The following is a 23,458-nucleotide window of genomic DNA, read 5'->3' as shown; positions in this document are numbered from 1 at the left end:
GGTGATCCTTCCAGCACGGCGCGTGTGCATCGGCCGTGCCACATGGCATGTCCATAATCCGGCGACCAGACCGCCGAATCCATGACCAAACTCCTGATCCTCAGTGTGAGCGCCGGCAACGGCCATGTGCGCGCCGCCCAGGCGCTCGAAGCCACCCTCGCCCAGTCGTTCGCGCCGCACACCGCGGTGCATGTCGACGCCATGGCCCACGTGCCGGCGGGCTTTCGCAAGGTGTACACCGACTGGTATCTGCAGCTGGTGAACCGCGCGCCCGAGCTGTGGTCGTACCTGCACCAGCGCACCGACGTCACGCCGCACCACGCGCCCTCGCAGCGGCTGCGCCGCGGCATCGAGCGCCTGAGCACCGGGGCGCTGGTGCGCGAGATCCGCCGCGCCAAGCCCGACGCCGTGATCTGCACCCACTTCCTGCCAGCCGAACTGCTGATGCGCGAGCGCAACCGGGGCCGCATCGAGTGCCCCGTGTGGCTGCAGATCACCGACTACGACCTGCACAACATGTGGCTGGTGCCGGGCATGACGGGCTACCTCGCGGCGACGGAAGAAGTCGCCTTCCGGCTGCGCGCGCGCGGCATTCCGCCCGAGCGCGTGCATGTCACGGGCATTCCGGTGATGCCGGCCTTTTCCGAGCCCGATGCGCCGGAACTCGCGCACGCGGCCTGCGCCAGTGCGCTGGGCCTGGACCCCGCGCGCCCGGTGCTGCTGATGGCCTCGGGCGGTGCCGGCGTGGGCGACCTGCCCAGCATGGTCGAGCGCGTGCTGGCACTGGGCGGCGACACGCCCTTCCAGGTCATCGCGGTGGCCGGCCGTAACTCTGATGCCCATGCGCGGCTCGAGGCGCTGTCGCAGCGCCATCCGGGCCGCGTGGTGGCCGTCGGCTTCACGAACGAGATGCACAAGATGATGGCCGCAGCCGACCTGGTCGTGACCAAGCCTGGCGGCCTCACGGTGTCGGAGTGCCTGGCGCTGGGCAAGCCGATGCTGCTGATCTCGCCGATTCCGGGACAGGAAGAACACAACGCCGGCTTCCTCATGGAAGAAAGCGCCGCCTGGCTGGCGTACGACGCCATCGGCCTGGACTACAAAGTGGCGCGCCTCATGACCGACCCCGCCAAGCTCGCGGCCATGGCCGCGCGCAGCCGCGCCCTGGGCAAGCCGCAGGCCGCGCGTGCGGTGCTGCAGCGCGTGCTGGGTCTCGGCGCATGAGCGGCGCAGCCGTGGAGCCGCGGCCCGGCATCGGCCGCACGCTGGTCTACCTCGCGTGGGTCGTGACGATGGCGTTCTTCTTCGCCAACGCCGAGATCCAGATCGAAGGCGGCGCTGGCTGGGCCACCTCGCTGCCCACGTGGCGCATCGAGAACAGCATCTGGCTCGACCTGTTCTGGGGCGGGCGCGCGATGACGGGGTACCACGCCTGGGTGTTCACCTTCATGATGCTCGTGTTCTTCTCGCCGCTGGCCTTCCAGGGGCGCTGGACGCTGCGCGACTGGGGGCTGGCGCTCGCGGGGCTGATCGTGTTCTGGGTCTGCGAAGACTTCCTGTGGTTTCTCATCAACCCGGCCTTCGGCTTCGAGAACTTCAACCCTGTGAAGGCCTTCTGGCACAAGCACTGGCTGTGGGGCGCGCCGGTCGACTACTGGGGCGGGCTCGCGGTGGCGCTGCTGATCCTGGTGCGTCGCCACTGGCCGCGCCGCGCACGATGAAGCAAGACACCGCCGACCTGCGCCCCGGCCACTGGGCCGATCCGCTCGACGCCCTGCAGGTCGAGAACCTGCACCGCATCACGCCCACGCTGTACCGCAGCGCGCAACCGCGCCGCGCCAACGTGGCGGCGCTGCAGTCGCTGGGCATCCGCACCGTCGTGAGCCTGCGTTCCTTCAACGACGACCGGAAGGTGTTTGCCGGCAGCGGCATCCGGCTGGTGCGCGTGCCGATCAACACCTGGTCGATCGACGATGCCAAGGTGCTGCGCGCGCTGGTCGCGATGCGCGAGGCCGAAAAGCAGGGGCCGGTGCTCATCCACTGCATGCACGGCGCCGACCGCACGGGCGTGGTGGCGGCCGTCTACCGCATGGCCGTGCAGGACTGGGACAAGGACAGCGCGCGCCAGGAGATGCTGCGCGGCGGCTATGGATACCACACGCTGTGGCGCAACATTCCGCGCTACATCGAGCGGCTCGATCCGCTGCGGATGCGCCACGCGCTGGCCCATGCCCCGGTGATCCCCATGGTGTCTTGAAGGCGCCAGCAGGCGCGCGCACCCGCTCCTATACTGGCCGCCCCGTGGCCGATGGCCATCTCCGAACGACCTTTCACAGGGGCTTTCCCATGGCACTCCAACTGCGCTCCCTCGTCCGTTCCAACGGCGAACTCGAACTCTCCCTGCACGACGACCCGATGCCCGAACCGCAGGCCCACGAGGTGGTGATCCGCGTCGAGGCCTCGCCGATGAACCCGTCGGACCTGGGCCTGCTCTTCGGCGCCGCCGACATGAGCACCGCCGTGGCCTCCGGCACCGCCGACCGCCCCGTCGTCACCGCCACGGTGCCTGAACGCGCGCGCGCCTCGATGGCGGCGCGGCTCGACCAGTCGATGCCCGTGGGCAACGAAGGCGCGGGCGTGGTGGTCAAGGCCGGTTCGTCGCCGGCTGCGCAGGCGCTGCTGGGCAAGACCGTGGCGGCCATCGGCGGCGCGATGTACTCGCAGTACCGCGCAGTGCCCGTGGCGATGTGCCTCGAGCTGCCGGCGGGCACCACGCCGGCCGAGGGTGCGTCGTGCTTCGTGAACCCGCTGACCTCGCTGGGCATGGTCGAGACCATGAAGCGCGAAGGCCACAAGGCGCTGGTGCACACGGCGGCCGCGTCCAACCTGGGCCAGATGCTCAACAAGATCTGCCAGAAGGACGGCATCGACCTCGTCAACATCGTGCGCAAGCCCGAGCAGGAAGCGCTGCTGCGCAGCATCGGCGCGAAGTACGTCTGCAACGCGAGTTCGCCGGACTTCCTCGAACAACTGACCGACGCGCTGGTCGCCACCGGCGCCACGCTGGCCTTCGACGCCACGGGCGGCGGCAAGCTGGCCGGCCAGATCCTCGGCTGCATGGAAGCAGCGCTGAACCGCACGGCCAAGGAATACAGCCGCTATGGCTCGACCACGCACAAGCAGGTCTACATCTACGGCGGCCTGGACCGCAGCCCGACCGAGTTCGTGCGCAACTTCGGCATGGCCTGGGGCATGGGCGGCTGGCTGCTGTTCCCGTTCCTGCAGAAGCTGGGCGATGAAGGCACGCAGCGGCTGCGTTCGCGCGTGGTGGCAGAGCTGAAGACGACGTTTGCGAGCCACTACACGCGGGAGGTGTCGCTGGTCGAGGCGCTGCAACTCGATGCGATCGGGGTGTATGGGAAGCAGGCGACCGGCGAGAAATTCCTGCTGAATCCGAACAAGGGGCTGGCGGGCTGACACCTGCCTGGGCGCAAGACCATCGGCCCGGCCCGCAACCCGGCGTTCGACTCGATTCAGCCGGCGCGGCCCCTCACCTCGGCCGCGAATTGCGGCTGCGGGCCCCCTGCCATGCGTCGGGGTCTTGCGCGAAGCTTTGAACAATCATCGTCGACAGCTCTTTTTGCACCGCACGCAAATCGACCGTCGATTCTTTCAACAGCGCCTGCAGCATCACGCCACGCAGCGCCCCCAGCACGATGACGGCAGCCGTGGCGGGATCGACGCCCTTTCGCATTTCGCCTGCCGCGATGGCGGCCCGGAAGTGCAACGCCAGAAAGTCGATCACGCTCTGGTTGTAGCGCCCCAGGCTTTCGCCGGTTTCGGAATCGTCGGTGGTGGCCTCGGCCATCAGCACCAGCAAGGCGCGGGTGTTGGTCCATCCGCCATCGGCGCGCCCCAGGTACACGTCCACGAAGGAAAGCAACGATGCCATGCCCTCGTCGGCCGGTGGGCTGCGCTCGAGCTCGTGCATGAAGTTCTGGTTGATGTAGGCAGCCAGCGCACGCAGCAGCGCAGGCTTGCTTCCGAAATGATGCGCCGCCAGGCCCCGGCTGTAGCCGGCCGCCTCACCCACTTCGGCCAGCGTCATCCCGACCCACCCCTTGCGCGACACGATCTCGCGGGCCGCTTCGAGCAGGCGTGCCTCAGCGGCTGCGCGGCGCTCCATCTGCGTTCGGCGAGGGAGCGTGGTGTTCGGCGATTTGGCGGCGGTCCTCATGGGCCCGAAGTCTAACGACGCGATGCGGCATCCTTGACCACGCCGGCGCTGAGCAGCCGGTCGATCCGGTCGCCGGCATAGCCCAGCTCCCCGAGGATCTCGTTCGAGTGCTGCCCGAGCAGCGGCGCACCGCTGCGGATCTGCGCCGGCGTGGCGCCGAACAGCGTGGCCGGCCGCGTGGTCTGCAGGGCGCCTTCCGAGGGATGGTCCATCGGCTGGAACATGCCGACCGCTTTCAGGTGCGGGTGCTCGGGCAGGTCGTCGATGCGCCAGATCTGCGTGGCGGGAATGTCGAGCTCTTCGCAGATCGCGACCCACTCGGCGGTGCTGCGCGTCGGTGTCAGGCTGTGGAGCTCGCGATAGAGCTCGCGAACGCTCGCGTTGAGCTTGTGCCGGTCCGACAGGTCGTAGGCACCCGCCAGGTCTTCCCGTCCCACGCGGCGGAACAGCGCGAGCCACTGCTGCGGGCTGTACGGCAGCATGGCGATGTAGCCGTCCGACGTCGGTGCCGGCTTGCGCCCGCCGCTCACCACGCGCCCATAGCCCGCGGGTGCGGTCGGCGGATCGAAGGCGAGCCCGCCCATGTGCTCCACCATGGTGAACTCGACCATCGTCTCGAGCATGGGCACTTCGACGTACTGGCCGGTTCCGGTGCGCTCGCGATGGAACAGCGCCGCAAGCACCGCATTGACGACCACGATGCCGGTGGTTTTGTCGGCCATCAGCGTGGGCACGTAGTCGGCCGTTCCCGTGGACTGCCACATCAGCCCCGCGACACCGCTGGCGGCCTGAATGATGTCGTCGAACGCCGGCTTGGCATGGTCCGGTCCGTCCTGGCCGAAGCCGGTGGCCGCGCAGTAGACGATGTCGGGGCGTACCGCCCGCAGCGCGTCGTAGCCCAGGCCCAGGCGTTCGATGGCGGGAACGCGCATGTTGTGCACGAAGACATCGGCGTCCGCCGCGAGTTCGAGCAGGATCTGCCGGCCTTCGGCGCTCTTGAGGTCGACCGCCAGGGAGCGCTTGTTGCGATTGATGGCCAGGAAGATCGAACTCATGCCGGCGTGGCGCGACACACCGTTGGCGCGCATCAGATCGCCTTCGATCGGTTCGACCTTGATGACGTCGGCGCCATAGTCGCCCAGGATCTGCGTGGCAACGGGTCCGAGCACGACCGAGGTCAGGTCGAGCACGCGAACGCCCTTGAGCGGTCCGCTCGCCGCTGGTGTCGTGGGGGGCCGTTTTTCCATGAAGGTTCTCTGCTGATGTGGTGAGGGTCATCTTATCAACTTGCTTGTCGATCAACAAGTAACTTCATAGAATCCGGCCTCCACCACAGGAGACACGTTCATGAACCCTTTGTCGAAGATGCTGCGCGCCGCGGCGTTCACGGCCGCGCTGGCATCCGCCGCGGCACCGTTCGCGCAGGCCCAGCCACAACAGGCCGCCGCGACCTATCCGTCCAAGCCGATCCATTTCGTCGTGCCTTTTCCGCCCGGCTCCGGCACCGACGTCGGCGCACGCTTCTTCGCACGAAAGCTGGGCGAGCTGGCGGGGCAGCCGGTGATCGTCGAGAACCGCGCGGGCGCCAACGGCTTCATCGCCGTGAAGGCCGTGACCTCCGCGCCTGCCGACGGCTACACCCTGCTGATGGGCAGCAACTCGACGCTGGCCACCAACGTGGCGCTGTTCAAGCAACTGCCGTACGACCCGGTGAAGGACCTGGCCCCGGTCTCGACGCTCATGCGCTCGCCCATCGTGCTCATCGTGCCGGCCAACTCGCCCTACAAGACACTCAAGGACCTGATCGATGCGGCGCGCGCCAAGCCCGGGCAGCGCACCTATGCATCGGGGTCGGCCGCCTACCAGCTCATGGGCGAACTGTTCGCCGACAAGGCCGGCATCCAGCTGCTCAACGTGCCCTACAAGGGCGCGCCCGATGCAGTCAACGCCACCCTCTCCGGGCAGACCGATCTGGGCTTTTCCGACATCACCGCCACCATGGAGTTGCTGCGCGGCGGCAAGATCCGCGCACTCGCCATTGCGGCCGACCAGCGCCTTGCCGGCCTGCCCGATGTGCCCACCGCGCAGGAACAGGGCATCGGCGGCTTCAGCGCCGACACGTGGACGGGCGTCGCCGTGGCGGCCAACACGCCCAAGCCGGTGGTCGACAAGCTGTCGGACATGTTCGTGAAGATCCTCGCCATGCCCGAGACGCGAGAGTTCTACGCCAGGCAGAACGTGATCACGATGAAAGGCGGCCAGGATGAGCTGCGCGACTTCCAGCGCGAACAGATCGCCGTCTGGAAGCGCATCGCGGCGGCCGCAAGGATCGAACTCCAATGACCGATTCGCCCTCCATTTCCCAAAGCCGCGACGCCCATGTCGTCACGCTGACCCTGCGGCGCGGCCCTCACAACTTTGTCGATGCCGGCACGATGCGCGACCTGGCCGACCGCCTGGCCGCACTCGACGACGATGCAGGCTGCCGCGCCATCGTGCTCGCGGCCGAAGGCAAGTCGTTCTGTGCCGGCGCCGACTTCTCGGCGGTTCCCTCGGGCGGCCAGGCCGTCGACCCCGCCGACTTCTACACCCATGCCATGCGGCTCTTCGACGCTCGAAAGCCGTTGGTCGCGGCGGTGCAAGGCGCAGCGGTGGGCGCGGGCGTCGGGCTTGCGCTGGTGGCCGACTTTCGCGTGAGCTGTGCGCAGGCGCGGTTCAGCGTCAACTTCAACCGGCTGGGCTTTCACCCCGGCTTCGGCCTGAGCCACACATTGCCTCGCCTGATCGGCATGCAGCGGGCCTCGATGTTGTTCTACACGGGCCGCCGCATCGACGGCACCGAAGCGCTGGCCATCGGCCTGGTCGACGAGCTGGTGATGGCCGACGAGGTGCTGGCGCGCGCCCAGGCGCTCGCCCAGGAGATCGCCGGGTCGGCGCCGCTCGCGGTACAGAGCACGCGCGCCACCTTGCGCGCCGGCTGCGCGCAGGACGTGCGCGCAATCAACCAACGGGAGCTGGCCGAGCAACAGGTGCAATTCCTGAGCGAAGACTTCCGTGAAGGCATCAAGGCCATGGCCGAGCGCCGCACGCCGCGCTTCATCGGTCGCTGAGCGACCACTCGATCAGCTTTGCACAGACAACGACGGAGTACCTGAATGAATTTCGAACTCGACCCCGAACACCAGACGCTCAAGGAGCTTGTCGCCAGCTTCGTGCGCGAAGACCTGCTGCCGCTGGAACCGGCCCTGCTGAAACGGGAGGCTGCCGGCGAACCCTGGGAGCTGTCGGCCGATGAGCACGCGCGGCTGGACACCGTGTCGAAGGCCCGGGGCCTGTGGGGCCTCGATGCGCCCGCCGAAATGGAGGGCCTCGACCTGCCGGTGGTGGCGATGGTCGGGGTGAACGAGGAATTCGGCAAGACCATCACGCCCTACGAGCTACCCCCCGACTCGCCCAACCTGCGGATGCTGCTGACCGCCGCCAACGACGCGCAGCGCGCCGCCTACCTGGCCCCTTACGCACGCGGAGAGACGGTTTCGGCCATCGCCATTTCGGAGCCCGGCGCGGGCGCCGACCCTTCGGCCATGTCGACGCGTGCCGTGCGCGACGGCGATGACTGGGTCCTCAATGGCCGCAAGATCTGGATCAGCCGCGCCGCGCGCGCGGACTGGACCATCGTCATGGCCGTCACGGACAAGACCAAGGTGGGGCGCCCAGCCATCTCGGCGTTCATCGTCGACCGCAACACCCCGGGCTTTCGCGTCGAGCGTCGCATCCCCATGATCGGCGGCGTCTCGACCTACGAGGTGCTGCTCGAAGACTGTCGCGTACCGCATGCACGCCTGCTCGGCCAGGAAGGCCAGGGGTTTGCGCCGATGCAGGCGCGCCTGTCGAGCCGGCGCCTGCAGATGGCCGCGTGGTGCGTGGGCCGCGCCCAGCGCGCGCTCGACATGATGTGCGAGTACGCACCGCAGCGCAGCACCTTCGGCGCCTCGCTCGCCGAACGCCAGACGGTGCAATGGTGGATTGCCGACGCGGCCACGCGCATTCACGCCTGTCGACTCATGACCTACGAAGCAGCCGCACGCATCGATCGTGGCGACGAGGCGCGCAGCCAGGTCTCCATGGCCAAGGTGTTCGCCACCGAGATGGCGGGGAAAGTGATCGACCACGCGATGCAGATGTTCGGCGCCATGGGCATGACCAAGGAAATGCCACTGCATCAGATGGCCAACGAAGCGCGCCTGATGCGGATCTACGAAGGTCCGAGCGAAGTGCACCGCTGGGTGGTTGCACGCGAGCTGCTCGGCCTGAAGCGCTGACGGGAGGCCGGCACTCACCGGCCATGCCTAGACGACCAGCCGGTACCCCACCGCCGTCTCCGTCAACAGATGCTTCGGCTGCGCCGGATCGGCCTCCAGCTTCTGTCGCAGATGCCCCATGTAGATGCGCAGGTAGTGGCTCTGGTCCGTGTGTGACGGGCCCCACACCTCACGCAGCAGCTGCCGCTGCGTCAGCACGCGGCCGGCGTTGGCCACCAGCACCGACAGCAGGCGGTACTCGGTCGGCGTGAGGTGCACCTCGGCGCCGGCGCGGCGCACGATGCGTGCGGCGCGGTCCAGTTCGATCTCGCCGAAGCGGAACACGGCCTCGGCGGCCGGCTCGTCGCCGTTGCCACCGGCGGCGCGCGGTCGGCGCAGGTTGGCGCGCACGCGGGCGAGCAGTTCGCCGGTGCCGAAGGGCTTGGTGAGGTAGTCGTCGGCGCCGGCGTCGAGCGCGGCGATCTTGTCGGCTTCGTCGGTGCGGGCCGAGAGCACGATGATCGGCACCTGCGACCAGCCGCGCACATCGCGGATCAGCGACACGCCGTCGCCGTCGGGCAGGCCCAGGTCGAGCACCAGCAGGTCGGGTTGCCGCGTGCCGGCGGCCGCCAGGCCGTCGCGCAGGGTGCCGGCCTCGTGCACCTGCCAGCCTTCGGCCTCGAGCGCGCCACGCACGAAGCGGCGGATCTGCGGCTCGTCTTCGATCACGATGGCGGTGGGGGATGGCATGGCGGGTTTCAGAGCTGGGCTTCAGCGGGTTCGGGGGGCTCGCGGCGCGGCAAGGTGACGGTGAATTCTGCACCGCCGTCGCGCGCATTCGCCGCGCTGATCTCGCCGCCATGGGCGCTCACCACGGCGCGGCAGATGGCCAGGCCGAGGCCGACGCCAGGCGTGGCGGATTCGGCTTCGCCGCGCGTGAACTTGTCGAACAGGGTCTGCTCACGGCCGTGCAGCGCGGCAGGCAGGCCGGGGCCATGGTCGCGCACGGTGAGCACCAGCGCGGTCGGCTCGGCGCGCGCGCCGACCTCGATGGGTGCGGCGCCGTACTTGGCGGCGTTCTCCAGCAGGTTGACGAGCACGCGCTCGATCAGCACGGCGTCGAACTCGACCAGCGGCAGCTCAGGGTCCCACGCGGTCTGCACGGTCATGCCGCGCAGCGCGGGGCGGGCGGCGCGGATGGCGGCGCCCACCACCTCTTCGACCGACTGCCAGTCGCGCCGCAGGTTGACCGCGCCGCCGGCCACGCCGCTTTCGAGGCGCGCCATGTCGAGCAGGTTGCTGACCAGCGCATGCAGGGCATGCGCCTGCGCGACGATGGCGCGCGCGGCCTCGCCGTGCTCTTCGGTCGGCAGGGTCTGCAGCGACTCGGCCAGTGCGATGAGCGCGGTGAGCGGCGTGCGCACGTCGTGCGAGATGGCACCGAGCAGCGCGTTGCGCAGGCGCTCCGATTCCATCTCGACCACGGCGCGCTGCGCGACTTCGACGTAGTGCACGCGCTCCAGCGCGATGGCGATCTGGCGCGCCAGCGTGTCCAGCTGCTGCGCCTGCTCGGGAATCAGCAGCCAGCGCGGGCGGGCCGGGCACAGCGCGAGCACGCCGCGCACGCGCATCGGCGCGCGCAGCGGCACGTAGTGCCAGGGCTGGGCGGCGAGCGTGGCGGTGGCCAGGCCGGCGGGCTGGCCGTGGCGGAAGGCCCAGTCGGCCACCTGCGCGTCGAAGCCGGGCGGCGGGTCCGCGGGGGGCACGAGCTGGTCGGCCGCATCGGTGACCAGCACGCGCGCATGGCCGCCGAAATGGGCCTGCACGGCGGCAGCGCCGAGCGCGACGACCTGGGTGCTTTCGAGCGCGGCCGAGAGTTCGCGCGTGAGCTCGAACAGTGAGCGCGCGCGGCGCTCGCGGCTGGTCGACACGCCGGCCGCGAAGCGCAGCCCGGCCGTGAGCTGGCCCACCAGCAGGCCCACGCCGAGCATCACGGCAAAGGTCAGCAGGTACTGCACGTCGCTGACCGCGAAGGACAGGCGCGGCGCGACGAAGAAGTAGTCGAAGGCCGCCACGTTGAGCATGGCCGCGAGCGCCGAAGGCCCGCGCCCGAAGCGCATCGCCACGCCCACCACGCCGAGCAAAAACAGCATGACGATATTGGACAGCTCCAGCACGCCCGTCAGCGGCGTGCACAGCAGCGTGAGCGCGATGCTGGTGGCCGCGGCCCAGGCGTAGCCGGGCCAGCGCGACTGCGCGCGCTCATCGTCGTCGTCGGCCTGCGTGGCGACCAGCGTCGCCTGCGACAGACGGCGCGCGCTGTCGGCGCGGCCCACTTCGAGGATGTCGAGCGCCGGCGCCCGCTGCGCCAGCGCGCGCGCCAGCGGCACCGCGGACGCACCCCACCAGCGCCGCCAGCCGCGCACGGGCTCCGCGCGCCCGATGACCAGCGTCGCGCAGTTGAGGCGCCGCGCCTGCTCGGACAGTTGCTCCGCCACGTCGGCGCCGGTGAGCACGGCCGTGGCCGCGCCCAGTTCCTCGGCCAGCTTGAGCACGGCGAGGATGCGGTCGCGCTGCGCGGCATCGAGGCGCTGCAGCCGTGGCGTCTCGACGTACGCGGCATGCCAGCGCACGTTGAGCTGGCCCGCGAGCCGCGCGGCGGTGCGCACGGTCTGCGCCGCGCCCTCGTGGGGGCCGACGCAGGCCAGGATCGCGCCCGAGGTGTTCCAGGCCTGCAGCGCCGCACCGCCCTGCCCGTTGCCGCCGGGGCCCGACTGTTCGACGCGCCAGCCGCGCACGTCGTCCTCGACATGCTCGGCGGTACGGCGCAGGGCGATCTCGCGCAGCGCGATCAGGTTGCCCTTGCGGAAGAAGTTCTGTGCGGCGCGCTCGGCCTGTTGCGGCAGGTAGACCTTGCCGGCCGCGAGCCGCGCCGTGAGTTCGTCGGGCGTGACGTCGACCAGCACCACCTCGTCGGCCTCGTCGAGCACGGTGTCGGGCACGGTCTCGTGCACGCGCACGCCGGTGATGGCGCCCACGGTGCCGTTGAGGCTTTCCAGGTGCTGCACGTTGAGTGCCGACCACACCTCGATGCCGGCGGCCAGCAGCTCCTGCACGTCCTGCCAGCGCTTGGCGTGGCGCGAGCCGGGCGCGTTCGTGTGGGCGAGTTCGTCGACCAGCAGCACCGCGGGCTTGCGCGCCAGGGCGGCATCGAGATCGAACTCGGCGAGCGTACGGCCCCGGTAGGGCAGCTCGCGCAGCGGCAGCGTGTCGAGCCCCGCGAGCAGCGCGGCGGTCTCGCTGCGGCCGTGGGTTTCGACCACGCCGATGAGCACGTCGCGCCCGGCCTCGCGCTCGCGCCGGGCGGCGCTGAGCATGGCCCAGGTCTTGCCCACGCCCGCGCTGGCGCCGAAGTAGATGCGCAGCTTGCCGCGCAGCGCGCGCGCCTCGTCGCTGCGCAGTTGCGCGAGCAGGGCGTCGGGGTCGGGGCGGGTCTCGGGCATGGCTTCTCAGGTTAGCGCATCGGCGGCCCGTTCTTGCGTCGCCGTGGGTGTCGGCGCGCGGTGCGCGACAGCACCCACCAGGCGAAGCCCAGCGGCACGAACAGCGCCGCCATGGCCAGCAGCGCGTGCAGCAGGTCAGTGACCATGGCGCAGGCCGCAGCGCGCGAGGTGATCGCGCCAGCTCATGAGCCGGCCGATCTCACCTGACGGCACGCACTCGATGAGGCGGTGCAGCACCTCGGCATAGCGCGCGGTCGGAAAGCGGATCATCAGGCGCACGCAGGGTGCGTCGCTTTCCTGCGAGCTGCAGGCGTGCAGCAGCGGCTCGCAGCGCACCACGCCGGCCTCGGCGCAGGCCGCAATGCTGCGGCGCACGCGCAGCGCGTCGGCGCAGCAGACGGTGACGTCGAGCACGTGGAACTGCGTCGTGCGCGGCGCGATCGGACTTCGCACGACGGCGACAGGATGTTCACGGTAGGCGGCATAGGCCATGGTTGTTTTCTCCTCAACGCACCGTCGAAGAAGCATCGAACGCCAGGTTCAGCGCCAGCACGTTGACGCGCGATTCGCCCAGCACGCCCCACAGCGGCTTCTGGGTGTTCTGCACGATCAGCGCGTTGACCTGGTCGGGCGCCATGCCGCGTTCGCGCGCCACGCGGGCGGCCTGGTAGTGGGCGGCGGCGGGGCTGATGTCGGGGTCGAGCCCGCTGGCCGAGGCCGTGACGAGGTCCACCGGCACCGGCGCGGTGTTGCCCGGATCGGCCGCGCGCAGCGCTTCGACGCGTGCCTTCACGGCGTCGGCCAGTGCGGGGTTCAGCGGGCCCTGGTTGGAACCGCCCGAGGCGCTGGCGTTGTAGGGCTGCGGCGCGGTGGCCGACGGGCGGCCCCAGAAGTGCTTCGGGTCGCTGAAGTTCTGGCCGATGAGCGCGGAGCCCACGGGCTTGCCGTCGCGCATCACCAGGCTGCCCGCCGCCTGCGCGGGGAACAGCGCCTGCGCGGCGCCGGTGACGGCCGCCGGGTAGAGCAGGCCGGTGAATGCGCTCAGCAGTGCGAAGAGCACGAGCGCGGGGCGAACGATGCTGCCGTTGTTGTTTTTCATGATGAAGAACTCCTCAGACCAGATGGACTGCAACCAGCAGCCAGTCGATCAACTTGATGCCGATGAAAGGAACGAGCAAACCGCCCAGGCCGTAGATGGCGAGGTTGCGGCGCAGCAGCGCAGCGGCGCCCACGGGCCGGTAGCGCACGCCCTTGAGCGCCAGCGGAATCAGGAACACGATGACGAGCGCGTTGAAGATCACCGCCGACAAAATGGCCGACGACGGGCTGGCCAGGCGCATCACGTTGAGCGCGCCGAGCTGCGGGTAGGTCGACACGAAGATCGCCGGAATGATCGCGAAGTACTTCGCCACGTCGTTCGCGATCGAGAAGGTGGTGAGCGAGCCGCGCGTCATGAGCAGCGCCTTGCCGGTCTCCACCACCTCGAGCAGCTTGGTCGGGTTGGAGTCGAGGTCGACCATGTTGCCGGCCTCCTTCGCGGCCTGCGTGCCGCTGCCCATGGCCACGGCCACGTCGGCCTGCGCGAGCGCGGGGGCGTCGTTGGTGCCGTCGCCGGTCATCGCGACGAGGCGGCCTTCGGCCTGGTACTTGCGGATCAGCGCGAGCTTGTCCTCGGGCGTGGCCTCGGCCAGGAAGTCGTCCACGCCGGCCTCGGCCGCGATGGCGGCAGCCGTGAGCTTGTTGTCGCCGGTGATCATCACGGTCTTGATGCCCATGCGGCGCAGCTCGGCAAAGCGGTCGCGGATGCCGGTCTTGACGATGTCCTTGAGCTCGACCACGCCGAGCACGCGGTTGCCTTCGGCCACGGCCAGCGGCGTGCTGCCGCGGCGTGCCGTTTCTTCGGCGGCGCGCAGCATCTCGGCCGGCACGCTGCCGCCCAGTGCTTCGACATGGCGGCGCACCGCATCGACCGCGCCCTTGCGCAGCACGATGGCATCGGTGTCCAGGCTGTTGGGCGCGGCCGGCAGGTCGACGCCGCTCATGCGGGTCTGTGCGGTGAAGGGCACATAGCGCAGCACGTCGACGGAGGCGGCCTCCAGGCCGTCGCGGCGTGCGAGCTCGACGATGCTGCGGCCTTCGGGCGTTTCGTCGGCCAGCGAGGCGAGCATGGCGGCGCGTGCGAGGCGGCCCTTGGGCACGCCGGGCGCGGGCAGGAAGGCGCTGGCCTGGCGGTTGCCGTGCGTGATGGTGCCGGTCTTGTCGAGCAGCAGCACGTCGACGTCGCCGGCGGCTTCCACCGCGCGGCCCGAGGTGGCGATCACGTTGGCCTGCATCATGCGGCTCATGCCGGCCACGCCCACGGCCGAGAGCAGGCCGCCGATGGTGGTCGGGATCAGGCACACGAGCAGCGCGACCAGCGCGGTGAGCGACACCACGGTGCCCGCGCCCGCCGCCTCGACGCTGAACACCGAGAACGGCAGCAGCGTGACGGTGACCATGAGGAACACGATGGTCAGCGCGACCAGCAGGATGGTCAGCGCGATCTCGTTCGGCGTCTTGTGGCGCTTGGCCGCCTCGACCATGCCGATCATGCGGTCCAGGAACGACTCGCCGGGGTTCACCGAGATGCGCACCACCAGCCAGTCGGACAGCACGCGCGTGCCGCCGGTGACGGCCGAGAAGTCGCCGCCCGACTCGCGCACCACGGGCGCCGATTCACCGGTGATGGCGCTCTCGTCGACCGAGGCCACGCCTTCGATCACTTCGCCATCGAGCGGGATCACGTCGCCGGCTTCCACCAGCACGACGTCGCCCTTGCGCAGGTTGGGCGCCTGCTCCGGCAGCCACGGCGCACCGTGGTGCGGCTGTTGCTGGTCCTTCAACTTCTTGGCCCAGGTGTCCTTGCGCAGGCCGCGCAGCGAGGCCGCCTGCGCCTTGCTGCGGCCTTCGGCCAGCGCTTCCGCGAAGTTGGCGAACAGCACGGTGAACCACAGCCAGATGGTCACGGCCAGCACGAAGGCGGGCTGCATGCCGGTGTCGCCCGGAAAGCTCAGTGCATGCACCCACAGCAGCGTCGTCAGGATGCTCCCGATGTAGACGATGAACATCACCGGGTTGCGCCACTGGGTGCGCGGGTTCAGCTTGGCGAAGGCGCCCCAGAGTGCGGGCTTGACGAGCGCCGCGTCGAACAGCGAAAGAGAGGTTTTGGTTTTGGCAGTCATGGTGCGCTCCTTCTTATTTCCAGAGCACGAGGTGTTCGACGATCGGGCCGAGGGCCAGTGCCGGCACGTAGTTGAGCAGGCCGACCAGCAGCACGGTGCCGATCAGCAGGAAGACGAACAGCGGGCCGTGCGTGGGCAGCGTGCCGCTGGTGACGGGCAGGCGCTTCTTGGCGGCCAGCGCGCCGGCGATGGCGAGCACCGGCACGATCATCGCGAAGCGCCCGAGCCACATCGCCAGGCCGAGCAGGCCGTTGTAGAACGGTGTGTTGGCCGACAGGCCCGCGAAGGCGCTGCCGTTGTTGTTGGCGGCCGAGGTCAGCGCATACAGCACCTCGGAGAAGCCGTGCGCGCCGGGGTTGGCGATGCCGGCGGTGCCTGCGCCCGCGCTCACCGCCAGCGCCGTGCCCGCCAGCACCAGCACCGGCGTGACCAGGATGGCGATGGAGATCAGCTTCATCTCGCGCACCTCGATCTTCTTGCCGAGGTACTCGGGCGTGCGCCCGATCATCAGGCCCGCGATGAACACCGCGAGCATGGCGAACACCAGCATGCCGTACAGGCCGCTGCCGACGCCGCCGAAGACGACCTCGCCCAGCTGCATCAGCACCAGCGGCACCATGCCGCCCAGGGGCGTGAGCGAGTCGTGCATGGCGTTCACCGCGCCGCACGAAGCGGCGGTGGTCACGGCAGCGAAGAGGGCCGAGGCATCGATGCCGAAGCGCACTTCCTTGCCTTCCATGTTGCCGCCGCTTTGCAGCGCGCTCGCCATCTGGTCCACGCCCAGCGGGCCCAGCAGCGGGTTGCCGGCCTGCTCGGCGGGCGTGACGGCCAGCACGGCCACCACGAACAGCACCGTCATCGCCGCGAGCACGGCCCAGCCCTGGCGCAGGTCGCCGACCACGCGGCCGAAGGCGAAGCACAGCGCCGCCGGGATCAGGAAGATCGCCAGCATCTCCAGCAGGTTGCTGAACGCCGTCGGGTTCTCGTAGGGGTGCGCCGAGTTGGCGTTGAAGAAGCCGCCGCCGTTGGTGCCGAGCATCTTGATCGCTTCCTGCGAAGCGACCGGGCCCATGGCGAGCGTCTGCGTCTGTGTGGTGGCGTCTTCCATCACGGGGGCGCCCTTGTCGTCCTTCAGCGGCTGGCCATCGGGACCGTTCTTCGGTTGCTGGAAGGCCGTGGCTTCGATCGTCTGCACGCTCTTGTAGGCGTCGAAGTTCTGGATCACGCCCTGCCCTGCGAGGCACAGCGCGAGCACGAACGAGATCGGCAGCAGCACCCACAGCGTGACGCGCGTCACGTCGGCCCAGAAGTTGCCGACCAGGCCCTTGCCGTCACCGCGGCGCGCGAAGCCGCGCACCAGTGCGAAGGCGACCGCGATGCCGGTGGCGGCGGACAGGAAGTTCTGCACCGCCAGGCCGAGCATCTGCGTGAGGTAGCTCATGGTCGACTCGCCGCCGTAGCCCTGCCAGTTGGTGTTGGCGACAAAGCTCACCGCCGTGTTGAAGGCCGAGTCGGGCGACACCGCGCCCATGCCGGCCGGATTGAACGGCAGCCCGCCCTGCAGGCGCTGCAGGGCATAGAGAAAGATCGCACCGATGGCGTTGAACGCCAGCAGCGCCAGCGCGTAGCGCAGCCAGTGCATCGACTGCTCGGGCTGCGTGCCCGCAAGGCGGTACAGCGGCGCTTCGACGCGCTGCATCCAGCGCGGCACGCGCTCGGCGCACAGCGCGGCCAGCAGCTTGCCCAGCGGCCAGGCCAGCACCAGCAGCACGCCGAGAAAAAGGGCCAGCAAGACCCAGGCCGAGGTTTCCATGTCAGAACTCCTCGGCGCAGATCAGCGCGAACACCAGGTACGCGAACAGGACCACGGCGACCAGCGCGCCGAAGCCGTACAGGACTTCGAGGCCGATCACGATGCATCCCCCGGCGTGCGCGTTGCATCAACGCCCGCGTGCGGCTTTTGCGGCCCTTCGAGCCGGTTCAGCCCGACGACCATGGCCGCCACCACGACCCACAGCGCCAGCAAGGCGCCCATCCAGACGATGTCCATTCATCACTCCTGCAAACAAGATGAAAGGAGTCTCGGCAGGCGTGCGTAAAACCGGGGGAAAGAGTGAGTGGGGGGCCGTAAAGAAAGCGTAAAAACGCGGGCAACGCAGAGGATGAGGCCCGCCTGGTGCATCGCGTCGAATGTCTCGACGAGCTCCAGCAAGGGAGCCGAGGCCATTCAAACAGCCGAGGCTGTTGCCGATGGCGCGGCCCTGTCAGTCCACCTGCCGGGGATACCCGATCTCGGCGATGTCATTTCCGAGCGACGCCATGTCGAGGTCGGGATTGAATCGCCGGACGAGCGCGTCGCTGAGCGGTTGGTGCCGATAGATCGCCTCGACATCGCCCAGGTCGAGGTCGCGCTCGTAGTAGTCGGACGCGAATTCGACGTACTGCTCGGGTCGGCCGGCGAGGATGCCAAGCAACTCGGCGGAGCCATCCGGATCCTCACCCGGCGGAAGCTCGACCGGTCCGCAAGCCCAGCGTTCTTCATTGCTCAGGCGCCAGAGACAGAAGGTGCTGTCGCTGGTTGTGAACGCCGGCTCTTCCAGCAGGTTGGTGCGGAACTCTGCCGGCAGTCGTTCGAAGATTCCGGGCCATGGCGTCCCCGGCCGGAATGCCGGAGCCTCGTGCGCAAGCCCGTGGAGCGCGGCGCCGGCCTGGCAGAAGATGGCAAACCAATGATCGCCCGAACCATTGCGCATCGATGCCATCGCCGCCTCATCCGACCACGCGGCGTTGAACGCGTAGTACCGGTACTCCCACTCCGGCGAGAGCATGGCGTCGAGCATTGCAAGAGACTGGGTCAGTCGCTTCAACGTCGGAATGTCTGGAAGCGCCTTCAGGTTTCTCGTCGAGAGGGTCATGCGGGGGCGAAGTTGGTGGGGATGAACGCGCATGCTATCTGCCGATCGGGTCGGGGGCATGTCTGCCGCCCGGACACTACAGCGCACAGGTTCAGTTCCGCTACACCCCGGACGGAGGCCCTGTCTATGACATCTACGACCCGGTGGTCATGGACGTGGAGCGCTGATTCCGGGCGAGCGACAGGCTCAGTGCGCCATCCACCGCCCGTCGTCACGCCGGCTCAGGAAGTAGCCGGCGCGGGCGGCGCGCGGGTCGTCGGCTGATTTTTCGTTGACGATGTCCATCTCGGCGCGCGCGATCAGCCAGGTGCCGCCCTGCTTGCCGTTGGACCATTGGAAGCGGTGGAAGCGCGCGTCGGAGCCGATGTAGAAGGTGTGCTGCAGCGGCGACGCGCCGTAGTTGCGGAACGCGGTGACGGGAATCTGCTGCGTCTCGCGGGCGCTGCCGCATCCCGCCAACCCCGTCGCAACGAGAAGCGCCGCGACCCCAAGGGCCGCGACGCTGCCGCGCGAAAGAACCCGCGCGGTGCCCATGGCGGGGGTCAGCGGCCGAAGCCGCGGTTGTACGAACCCACGGCGGAGTTGTAGTAACTCACGATGTTCTTGTACGTCGACGGGAACTTGCTGTCCTTGAACGTGCGCCATTGGCCGATCATGTTCAGCAGGCTGCCGTGCAGCGACTCGTAGTTGTAGTTGGGCGCCTTGCCTGCTTCTCCCTTGGCCTTGGCTGCGGCCTTGGCTTCTTCCAGCGCCTTGGAGAGTTCTTCCAGCGAAGCCTGCAACTCGCTGGCCGCCGCATCGACCTTGGCGACGGCGTCCTTGTTCTTCAGGCCGTCGATCTGGTCGAGGCCGTTGACGAACTTCTTGGCCACCGCCATCGAGGCCAGCGTGTGGTAGTTGAGCATGTCGCCCTCGGCCTTGAGCTTGGCCATGCGTTCGGTGCGCGACGCCTCCTGCACGCGGTCCAGCTCGCCGCCCAGCGTGTCGATGCTGGCCAGCAGGCCCTTGAAGGCGGCGTTCATGTCGGCGTCGGCCGCGCGGCCCTTGACCCACTTGTCTTCGAGAAAGCTCTTGGACCGGTAGTACGGGTCCATCGGCGTCCAGACGGCGACGAGCTTCTCGCCCGTGGCCACCACGCCGTCGACGGCCGCATCGAGCGCCGCGTCGCCCGAGCCGTCGGCGCGTGCCTTCTTCAGGTCGTCCACGATGGACTGCACATCGGAAGGGCTGCCATAGAACGAGTTCCCGCTCGGCGACTTGCCGTTCACGTTCATCTGCACGTAGCTCTTGTACTTGGCACCCACGCTGCGGTTGTCGTCGATGAGCCGGTTGTAGCCCTGGCTGTAGGTGGTGCGGGCCGCGGCCTGCACGCGGGCCGGGTCCTTGGCGGGCTGGGTCTTGCCCGATGCGGACGGCGATGGCGAGGCTGCCGCCGGCGTCGGCTTGTTGTCTTCCTTGCAGGCCGCGAGCACGGCACAGAAGCAAAGGCTCAAGGCAAACAGGCGCGTGCGCGCCGATCGGTTGTTGTGCGCAGTCATGGCGCTCTCCCTCGGTTGTGGTTGTTCGGTGCCGCGCCCGTCGATGAAGGCCATCGTTCGCAGCGGCATCAGGTGCGGAAAATGATAGCCAGCACCACCGCGTCCGATCGTCGCGAACGCGCGAAAAACGCCCCGCGCGCCGAACTAAATTGTGAGGATTCGCTTCAACGCACAGCGCTGGAAATCAGAGCGTGCGTTCGAGCTGCCAAGCTTGGTACTTCAGGCTTACCACCGCACCGATGACGATGCCCGCGATGGCCGGCAGGCTCGCGATGCTCAGCGTCGACAGCGCACTCAGGCCCTGCCCGATGGTGCAGCCCATGGCCGTGACGCCGCCGATGCCCATGAGCACGGCGCCCGTCGCGTGGTGCGCGAGGTCGCCGGTGCCGGCGAAGCCTTCCCAGCGGAATTCGCGCGACCACAGCGCATGCAGCGCGGCGCCCACCACCACGCCGGCGACCGACACGATGCCCAGCGTGAGGCGCTTGTTGGCATCGCTGTAGAACATGAGCCAGTCGAGCGCGTAGGCCACCGGCGTGACGAAGCTCAGCGCCTCGGCGCGGCCGGAGTTGGTGGCGAGGAACACGTGCTCGAGCGTGAGCGGATGCTCCTCGACCACCGCCCAATGGCCGCTGAGCCACCACGCACCGACGACCAGCGCGCCGATCAGCATGCCGCCGACGAGGCTGCGCACGTCGCGCGTCTCGCGGCCCCATGCGGCCCACACGAGCAGCGCGCCGCCGAGCACCAGGCCGAGCGCCAGGCGCAGCGAGGCCGCCTTCAGTTGGAAAGACGCGGCCAGCACATCGGGCAGCGACGCATTCATCGCCAGGTCGATGTGCACCGCATCGACGGTCGCGACGCGCAGCACCGCGGTGATGCCCTTCAGCGTGGCGAAGGCCGACACGCCCATGAGCACCAGCACCACCAGCGCCTTGAGGCTGCCGCCGCCCAGGCGCACCAGCGTCTTGTTGCCGCAGCCCGAGGACAGCACCATGCCGACGCCGAACAGCAGGCCGCCGACGAGCGCGGCGAGCCAGAGGATCTGGTGCGAGGCGTAGAGCGTACGGTCGGCATCGACGAACCCCGCGAACACGAGCGCCGAGAAGCCGATGAGCGCGACGCCACCGGCCGCGGCCCACTGCTTCACGCGGGTCCAGTCGCCCAGCGCCACCACGTCGCTGATCGCGCCCATGGTGCAAAAGCGCGTGGCGCGCGCGACGGCGCCGAACACCGCCGACAGCACGAAGGCCGCCACGAGCGCGAGCGTGGTGAGAAGGGAAAGCTGCGCGATGGACATGCCCCGATTCTAGGGAGCGCCCTCGCGCACGCGCGGGCTCAATTCAGGCCAGGCCGGGGTTTGGTGCGATGTTCTTCAGCACGGGTTCGTCGAGCCGGCGCGTGGTCACCACCTTGCGCGACTTCAGCCACGGCTCGATGACCTCCCACACCGGCTTGTTGCCGGCGGTGCGCGCCTCTTCGCTCACGGGCGCCCAGCCCGCGACCTTGTAGCTGCGGCTGGCGTCGATGGGCTTGCCGCCCAGGCGCATGTCCTGGATGCGCTGGCCCATGGCGGCGGTCGGGTCGCAGGTGTACTGCAGCCCGCCCACGCGCACCATGTCGCCGCCCTGCTGGTAGTAGGGGTCGGGGTTGAAGAGGTTGTCGCAGACGTCTTCGAGCACGGTCTTCAGCGTCTCGCCGGTCATCTGCGTGACGGTGGCGTACGAGTACGTGGTGGCCGTCATGTCCATCAGCCACTCGCGCGTGATCGCCTGGCCGGGCAGCAGCGAGGTGCCCCAGCGGAAGCCGGGCGAGAAGGCGATGGGTGCGTCCTGCACTTCCATGAGCGCGTCGAGCAGCAGCTGGTCGCCGGTGCCGTTGAAGTTGCCGCGCCGGTACAGCGCGCCGTCGGTGTGGGCGAGGGTTTCGGACAGCTTCGCCTCGTAGGGCGCACGCACGCGGGTGATGAGCGCGTCCATCTCCTTGTCGGCCGGAATGAGGTCGGAGAACACGGGCAGCAGGCGGTAGCGGAAGTCGCTCACCTTCTTGCCCTTGACGTCGAAGTCGATCACGCCGAGGAACTTGCCGTTGGAGCCGCCGTTGACCACGATGGTCTTGCCGCCCGCGTTGCTCACCAGCGTGGGCATGGGCGTGCCGTCGTGCGTGTGGCCGCCCAGGATGGCGTCGATGCCGGTGACGCGGCTGGCCATCTTGAGGTCGACGTCCATGCCGTTGTGCGACAGCACCACCACCACCTGCGCGCCCTTGCCGCGCGCCTCGTTCACCACGCGCTGCAGGTTGTCGTCCTGGATGCCGAAGGTCCAGTCGGCCACCATGTAGCGTGGGTTGGCGATGGGCGTGTACGGAAAGGCCTGGCCGATGATGGCGCAGGGCACGCCGTTGATCCCGCGCATCACGTAGGGCTTGAACACCGGGTCGCCGAAGTCGGCGGTCTTGACGTTCTGCGCGACGAACTCGACCTTGCCGGCAAAGTCCTTCTCGATGATCTGCTGCACCCGCGCCATGCCGTAGGTGAACTCCCAGTGCCCGGTCATCACGTCGACGCCGAGCAGCTTGCAGGCGTCGACCATGTCCTGCGCATCGGTCCACAGCGAGGTGGCCGAGCCCTGCCAGGTATCGCCGCCGTCGAGCAGCAGCGCGCCGGGGCGGCTGGCCTTGAGCTGTTTCACCAGCGTGGCCAGGTGCGCGAAGCCGCCGACCTTGCCGTAGCGCTGTGCGGCCTTGTCGAAGTCGAGGTACGTGAGCGCATGCGCCATGCGCGTGCCGGGCTTCACGCCCGCAGCCTTCAGCAAATGTTCGCCGACGAGGTGCGGCACCTTGCCGCGCATGTGGCCCACGCCGATGTTGACGCCCGGTTCGCGGAAGTACAGCGGCTTGAGCTGCGCATGGCAGTCGGTCATGTGCAGCATCGACACGTTGCCGAAGGCCGGCACGGTGTACATGCCGTCGAGGCCGGCGGCCATGCTGCTGCCGTGGCGGCCCAGGCCCAGGCCGGCGACAGCGCCGGCACCGAGCATCTGGACGAACTCGCGCTTGGAAAGGTTCATGAAGGAAGAAGCCGGGCGTTCAGCGGTTGACGGGAGACTGGGGGTCGAGCAGCAAGCCCATCACGTCGCGGATCTGCTTCTCGTTGAGGATGCCGGAGTGGCCGACGCGCGGCATGTTCGAGCAGGCGTTGTAGGCGCGCGCGTTCCACAGCTTGCCCCAGGTGTATTCGACGATGGGCTTGGAGGCGGCGCTGGCCGGGTCGCTCACGCCGCGCAACTTGCCGTAGTGGTACAGGCTCGGGCCGAGCGTGCCGAAGGAGATTTCTTCCTTCGACATCTGGTGGCAGTTGTAGCAATTGCCGCCGTTGGCGGCGTTGGCCGCGTCGGTCCAGGTGAGGCCGCGGCCGTTCTGCGCGATCTTCTCGCCCTCGCGCCAGTCGCCGACGAACTTGCCGTCGGACGGCCAGCGCACGGTCTTCATGTTCGCGGCCTCGATCTCCTTGGTGCGCTGCTCATCGAGTGGCTTGCCGCTGGCCTCGGCCTCGCTGCACGCCAGGTTGGCCGGGTCTTGCACGAGGCGGTCGACCTTGGCGATGCCCTGGTCGCGGAAGGAGCGCTGCAGCGCGTCGGCGGTGAGCTTGTCGAGCTCGGCGGCGCTGTCGACGGACGCGCAGCCGAACACGGTGAGCGCGCAGGCCACGGCGGCCAGGCCGAGGAAGTGATCTGATTTCATGG

Annotated in this window: 24 protein-coding genes; 7 read left to right on the top strand and 17 right to left on the bottom strand. The window is 69.0% G+C overall.

The annotated features are described in order from the left end of the window. The first annotated feature begins 81 nt into the window (after positions 1-81). The 4 genes from AC1RAA_RS21480 (at position 82) to AC1RAA_RS21465 (ending at position 3,477) form a co-directional block, all read left to right on the top strand. The gene (locus AC1RAA_RS21480) at positions 82-1,224 is read left to right on the top strand and encodes an MGDG synthase family glycosyltransferase (RefSeq protein WP_492730513.1); all 1,143 of its coding nucleotides are present in this window, start codon (positions 82-84) and stop codon (positions 1,222-1,224) included. After that, a complete protein-coding gene (locus AC1RAA_RS21475) occupies positions 1,221-1,721 on the top strand; it encodes a hypothetical protein (RefSeq protein ID WP_492730512.1) in 501 nt (166 codons plus the stop codon). The genes AC1RAA_RS21480 and AC1RAA_RS21475 overlap by 4 nt, the downstream gene beginning before the upstream one ends. Then, positions 1,718-2,257 carry a dual specificity protein phosphatase family protein gene (locus tag AC1RAA_RS21470; protein WP_159274787.1) on the top strand — a complete coding sequence of 180 codons (540 nt, stop codon included), beginning with the start codon at positions 1,718-1,720 and terminating at the stop codon, positions 2,255-2,257. The genes AC1RAA_RS21475 and AC1RAA_RS21470 overlap by 4 nt, the downstream gene beginning before the upstream one ends. A gap of 89 nt (positions 2,258-2,346) precedes the next feature. Further along, positions 2,347-3,477 (top strand): zinc-binding dehydrogenase, encoded by a 1,131-nt coding sequence (locus AC1RAA_RS21465; RefSeq protein ID WP_492730510.1) that lies wholly within the window; start codon positions 2,347-2,349, stop codon positions 3,475-3,477. Positions 3,478-3,550: 73 nt separating this feature from the next. Here AC1RAA_RS21465 and AC1RAA_RS21460 read toward each other — a convergent pair whose 3' ends face one another. After that, positions 3,551-4,237: a TetR/AcrR family transcriptional regulator gene (locus AC1RAA_RS21460; RefSeq protein WP_159279552.1), complete on the bottom strand. Its 687-nt coding sequence runs from the start codon at positions 4,235-4,237 to the stop codon at positions 3,551-3,553. Between the two features lie 11 nt (positions 4,238-4,248). Continuing rightward, positions 4,249-5,484: a CaiB/BaiF CoA transferase family protein gene (locus AC1RAA_RS21455; protein WP_492730505.1), complete on the bottom strand. Its 1,236-nt coding sequence runs from the start codon at positions 5,482-5,484 to the stop codon at positions 4,249-4,251. Positions 5,485-5,584: 100 nt separating this feature from the next. Between AC1RAA_RS21455 and AC1RAA_RS21450 the strand changes: the two genes are divergently transcribed. The 3 genes from AC1RAA_RS21450 to AC1RAA_RS21440 are packed head-to-tail and all read left to right on the top strand — an operon-like array spanning position 5,585 to position 8,559. Further along, positions 5,585-6,580 carry a Bug family tripartite tricarboxylate transporter substrate binding protein gene (locus tag AC1RAA_RS21450; protein ID WP_307637611.1) on the top strand — a complete coding sequence of 332 codons (996 nt, stop codon included), beginning with the start codon at positions 5,585-5,587 and terminating at the stop codon, positions 6,578-6,580. Beyond that, positions 6,577-7,347 (top strand): enoyl-CoA hydratase/isomerase family protein, encoded by a 771-nt coding sequence (locus tag AC1RAA_RS21445; RefSeq protein WP_492730502.1) that lies wholly within the window; start codon positions 6,577-6,579, stop codon positions 7,345-7,347. The genes AC1RAA_RS21450 and AC1RAA_RS21445 overlap by 4 nt, the downstream gene beginning before the upstream one ends. Before the next feature lie 45 nt (positions 7,348-7,392). Continuing rightward, positions 7,393-8,559: an acyl-CoA dehydrogenase family protein gene (locus AC1RAA_RS21440; RefSeq protein WP_492730499.1), complete on the top strand. Its 1,167-nt coding sequence runs from the start codon at positions 7,393-7,395 to the stop codon at positions 8,557-8,559. Between the two features lie 27 nt (positions 8,560-8,586). Here AC1RAA_RS21440 and kdpE read toward each other — a convergent pair whose 3' ends face one another. The 15 genes from kdpE to soxX form a co-directional block, all read right to left on the bottom strand. Beyond that, a complete protein-coding gene (kdpE, locus tag AC1RAA_RS21435) occupies positions 8,587-9,288 on the bottom strand; it encodes a two-component system response regulator KdpE (protein WP_062480698.1) in 702 nt (233 codons plus the stop codon). Positions 9,289-9,296: 8 nt separating this feature from the next. After that, positions 9,297-12,041: a DUF4118 domain-containing protein gene (locus tag AC1RAA_RS21430; protein ID WP_492730497.1), complete on the bottom strand. Its 2,745-nt coding sequence runs from the start codon at positions 12,039-12,041 to the stop codon at positions 9,297-9,299. Between the two features lie 11 nt (positions 12,042-12,052). Further along, positions 12,053-12,187 (bottom strand): hypothetical protein, encoded by a 135-nt coding sequence (locus AC1RAA_RS21425; protein ID WP_492730495.1) that lies wholly within the window; start codon positions 12,185-12,187, stop codon positions 12,053-12,055. Next, positions 12,177-12,494: a hypothetical protein gene (locus AC1RAA_RS21420; protein WP_492683613.1), complete on the bottom strand. Its 318-nt coding sequence runs from the start codon at positions 12,492-12,494 to the stop codon at positions 12,177-12,179. Before AC1RAA_RS21420 ends, AC1RAA_RS21425 begins: the two co-directional genes overlap by 11 nt. Positions 12,495-12,546: 52 nt before the next feature. Further along, entirely contained in the window at positions 12,547-13,140 is a 594-nt protein-coding gene (kdpC, locus tag AC1RAA_RS21415; protein ID WP_492730493.1) for a potassium-transporting ATPase subunit KdpC, read from the bottom strand. 13 nt (positions 13,141-13,153) lie between these two features. Continuing rightward, entirely contained in the window at positions 13,154-15,262 is a 2,109-nt protein-coding gene (gene kdpB / locus AC1RAA_RS21410) for a potassium-transporting ATPase subunit KdpB (RefSeq protein WP_492730491.1), read from the bottom strand. 13 nt (positions 15,263-15,275) lie between these two features. Further along, positions 15,276-17,075: a potassium-transporting ATPase subunit KdpA gene (gene kdpA / locus AC1RAA_RS21405; RefSeq protein WP_492730490.1), complete on the bottom strand. Its 1,800-nt coding sequence runs from the start codon at positions 17,073-17,075 to the stop codon at positions 15,276-15,278. 1 nt (position 17,076) lies between these two features. Continuing rightward, positions 17,077-17,175 (bottom strand): K(+)-transporting ATPase subunit F, encoded by a 99-nt coding sequence (gene kdpF / locus AC1RAA_RS21400; protein ID WP_056576794.1) that lies wholly within the window; start codon positions 17,173-17,175, stop codon positions 17,077-17,079. Beyond that, positions 17,172-17,312, bottom strand: coding sequence for a hypothetical protein (locus AC1RAA_RS21395; RefSeq protein ID WP_167395072.1), 141 nt, complete (start codon positions 17,310-17,312; stop codon positions 17,172-17,174). Before AC1RAA_RS21395 ends, kdpF begins: the two co-directional genes overlap by 4 nt. A 214-nt stretch (positions 17,313-17,526) precedes the next feature. Further along, positions 17,527-18,177 carry a hypothetical protein gene (locus tag AC1RAA_RS21390; RefSeq protein WP_492730489.1) on the bottom strand — a complete coding sequence of 217 codons (651 nt, stop codon included), beginning with the start codon at positions 18,175-18,177 and terminating at the stop codon, positions 17,527-17,529. Between the two features lie 186 nt (positions 18,178-18,363). Continuing rightward, positions 18,364-18,711, bottom strand: coding sequence for a hypothetical protein (locus tag AC1RAA_RS21385; RefSeq protein ID WP_447747874.1), 348 nt, complete (start codon positions 18,709-18,711; stop codon positions 18,364-18,366). Positions 18,712-18,719: 8 nt separating this feature from the next. Further along, on the bottom strand, positions 18,720-19,715 hold the full coding sequence (locus AC1RAA_RS21380; protein WP_390348045.1) for a DUF3829 domain-containing protein: 996 nt from the start codon (positions 19,713-19,715) through the stop codon (positions 18,720-18,722). 184 nt (positions 19,716-19,899) lie between these two features. Beyond that, positions 19,900-21,015, bottom strand: coding sequence for a YeeE/YedE family protein (locus AC1RAA_RS21375; RefSeq protein WP_492730487.1), 1,116 nt, complete (start codon positions 21,013-21,015; stop codon positions 19,900-19,902). 43 nt (positions 21,016-21,058) lie between these two features. Further along, positions 21,059-22,783: a thiosulfohydrolase SoxB gene (gene soxB / locus AC1RAA_RS21370; RefSeq protein WP_492730485.1), complete on the bottom strand. Its 1,725-nt coding sequence runs from the start codon at positions 22,781-22,783 to the stop codon at positions 21,059-21,061. Between the two features lie 19 nt (positions 22,784-22,802). Beyond that, positions 22,803-23,456: a sulfur oxidation c-type cytochrome SoxX gene (gene soxX, locus AC1RAA_RS21365; protein WP_159279565.1), complete on the bottom strand. Its 654-nt coding sequence runs from the start codon at positions 23,454-23,456 to the stop codon at positions 22,803-22,805. Between the last annotated feature and the right edge of the window lie 2 nt (positions 23,457-23,458).

It is taken from the genome of Variovorax sp. GW823-FHT04F07, assembly GCF_058795995.1.
The sequence above is the reverse complement of the archived record's forward strand: the minus strand, read 5'-3'. Positions and strand labels throughout refer to the sequence as shown.

Bases quoted from the DNA above. Each gene is read 5' to 3' on its own strand.
- AC1RAA_RS21455 (WP_492730505.1), bottom strand. From the start codon at position 5,484: ATGGAAAAACGGCCCCCCACGACACCAGCGGCGAGCGGACCGCTCAAG.
- AC1RAA_RS21470 (WP_159274787.1), top strand. From the start codon at position 1,718: ATGAAGCAAGACACCGCCGACCTGCGCCCCGGCCACTGGGCCGATCCG.
- AC1RAA_RS21395 (WP_167395072.1), bottom strand. From the start codon at position 17,312: ATGGACATCGTCTGGATGGGCGCCTTGCTGGCGCTGTGGGTCGTGGTG.
- AC1RAA_RS21465 (WP_492730510.1), top strand. From the start codon at position 2,347: ATGGCACTCCAACTGCGCTCCCTCGTCCGTTCCAACGGCGAACTCGAA.
- AC1RAA_RS21390 (WP_492730489.1), bottom strand. From the start codon at position 18,177: ATGACCCTCTCGACGAGAAACCTGAAGGCGCTTCCAGACATTCCGACG.
- soxX (WP_159279565.1), bottom strand. From the start codon at position 23,456: ATGAAATCAGATCACTTCCTCGGCCTGGCCGCCGTGGCCTGCGCGCTC.
- kdpE (WP_062480698.1), bottom strand. From the start codon at position 9,288: ATGCCATCCCCCACCGCCATCGTGATCGAAGACGAGCCGCAGATCCGC.
- soxB (WP_492730485.1), bottom strand. From the start codon at position 22,783: ATGAACCTTTCCAAGCGCGAGTTCGTCCAGATGCTCGGTGCCGGCGCT.
- AC1RAA_RS21385 (WP_447747874.1), bottom strand. From the start codon at position 18,711: ATGGGCACCGCGCGGGTTCTTTCGCGCGGCAGCGTCGCGGCCCTTGGG.
- AC1RAA_RS21445 (WP_492730502.1), top strand. From the start codon at position 6,577: ATGACCGATTCGCCCTCCATTTCCCAAAGCCGCGACGCCCATGTCGTC.
- AC1RAA_RS21475 (WP_492730512.1), top strand. From the start codon at position 1,221: ATGAGCGGCGCAGCCGTGGAGCCGCGGCCCGGCATCGGCCGCACGCTG.
- kdpC (WP_492730493.1), bottom strand. From the start codon at position 13,140: ATGAAAAACAACAACGGCAGCATCGTTCGCCCCGCGCTCGTGCTCTTC.
- AC1RAA_RS21440 (WP_492730499.1), top strand. From the start codon at position 7,393: ATGAATTTCGAACTCGACCCCGAACACCAGACGCTCAAGGAGCTTGTC.
- AC1RAA_RS21425 (WP_492730495.1), bottom strand. From the start codon at position 12,187: ATGGTCACTGACCTGCTGCACGCGCTGCTGGCCATGGCGGCGCTGTTC.
- AC1RAA_RS21480 (WP_492730513.1), top strand. From the start codon at position 82: ATGACCAAACTCCTGATCCTCAGTGTGAGCGCCGGCAACGGCCATGTG.
- AC1RAA_RS21460 (WP_159279552.1), bottom strand. From the start codon at position 4,237: ATGAGGACCGCCGCCAAATCGCCGAACACCACGCTCCCTCGCCGAACG.
- kdpB (WP_492730491.1), bottom strand. From the start codon at position 15,262: ATGACTGCCAAAACCAAAACCTCTCTTTCGCTGTTCGACGCGGCGCTC.
- AC1RAA_RS21430 (WP_492730497.1), bottom strand. From the start codon at position 12,041: ATGCCCGAGACCCGCCCCGACCCCGACGCCCTGCTCGCGCAACTGCGC.
- AC1RAA_RS21375 (WP_492730487.1), bottom strand. From the start codon at position 21,015: ATGTCCATCGCGCAGCTTTCCCTTCTCACCACGCTCGCGCTCGTGGCG.
- kdpA (WP_492730490.1), bottom strand. From the start codon at position 17,075: ATGGAAACCTCGGCCTGGGTCTTGCTGGCCCTTTTTCTCGGCGTGCTG.
- AC1RAA_RS21380 (WP_390348045.1), bottom strand. From the start codon at position 19,715: ATGACTGCGCACAACAACCGATCGGCGCGCACGCGCCTGTTTGCCTTG.
- AC1RAA_RS21450 (WP_307637611.1), top strand. From the start codon at position 5,585: ATGAACCCTTTGTCGAAGATGCTGCGCGCCGCGGCGTTCACGGCCGCG.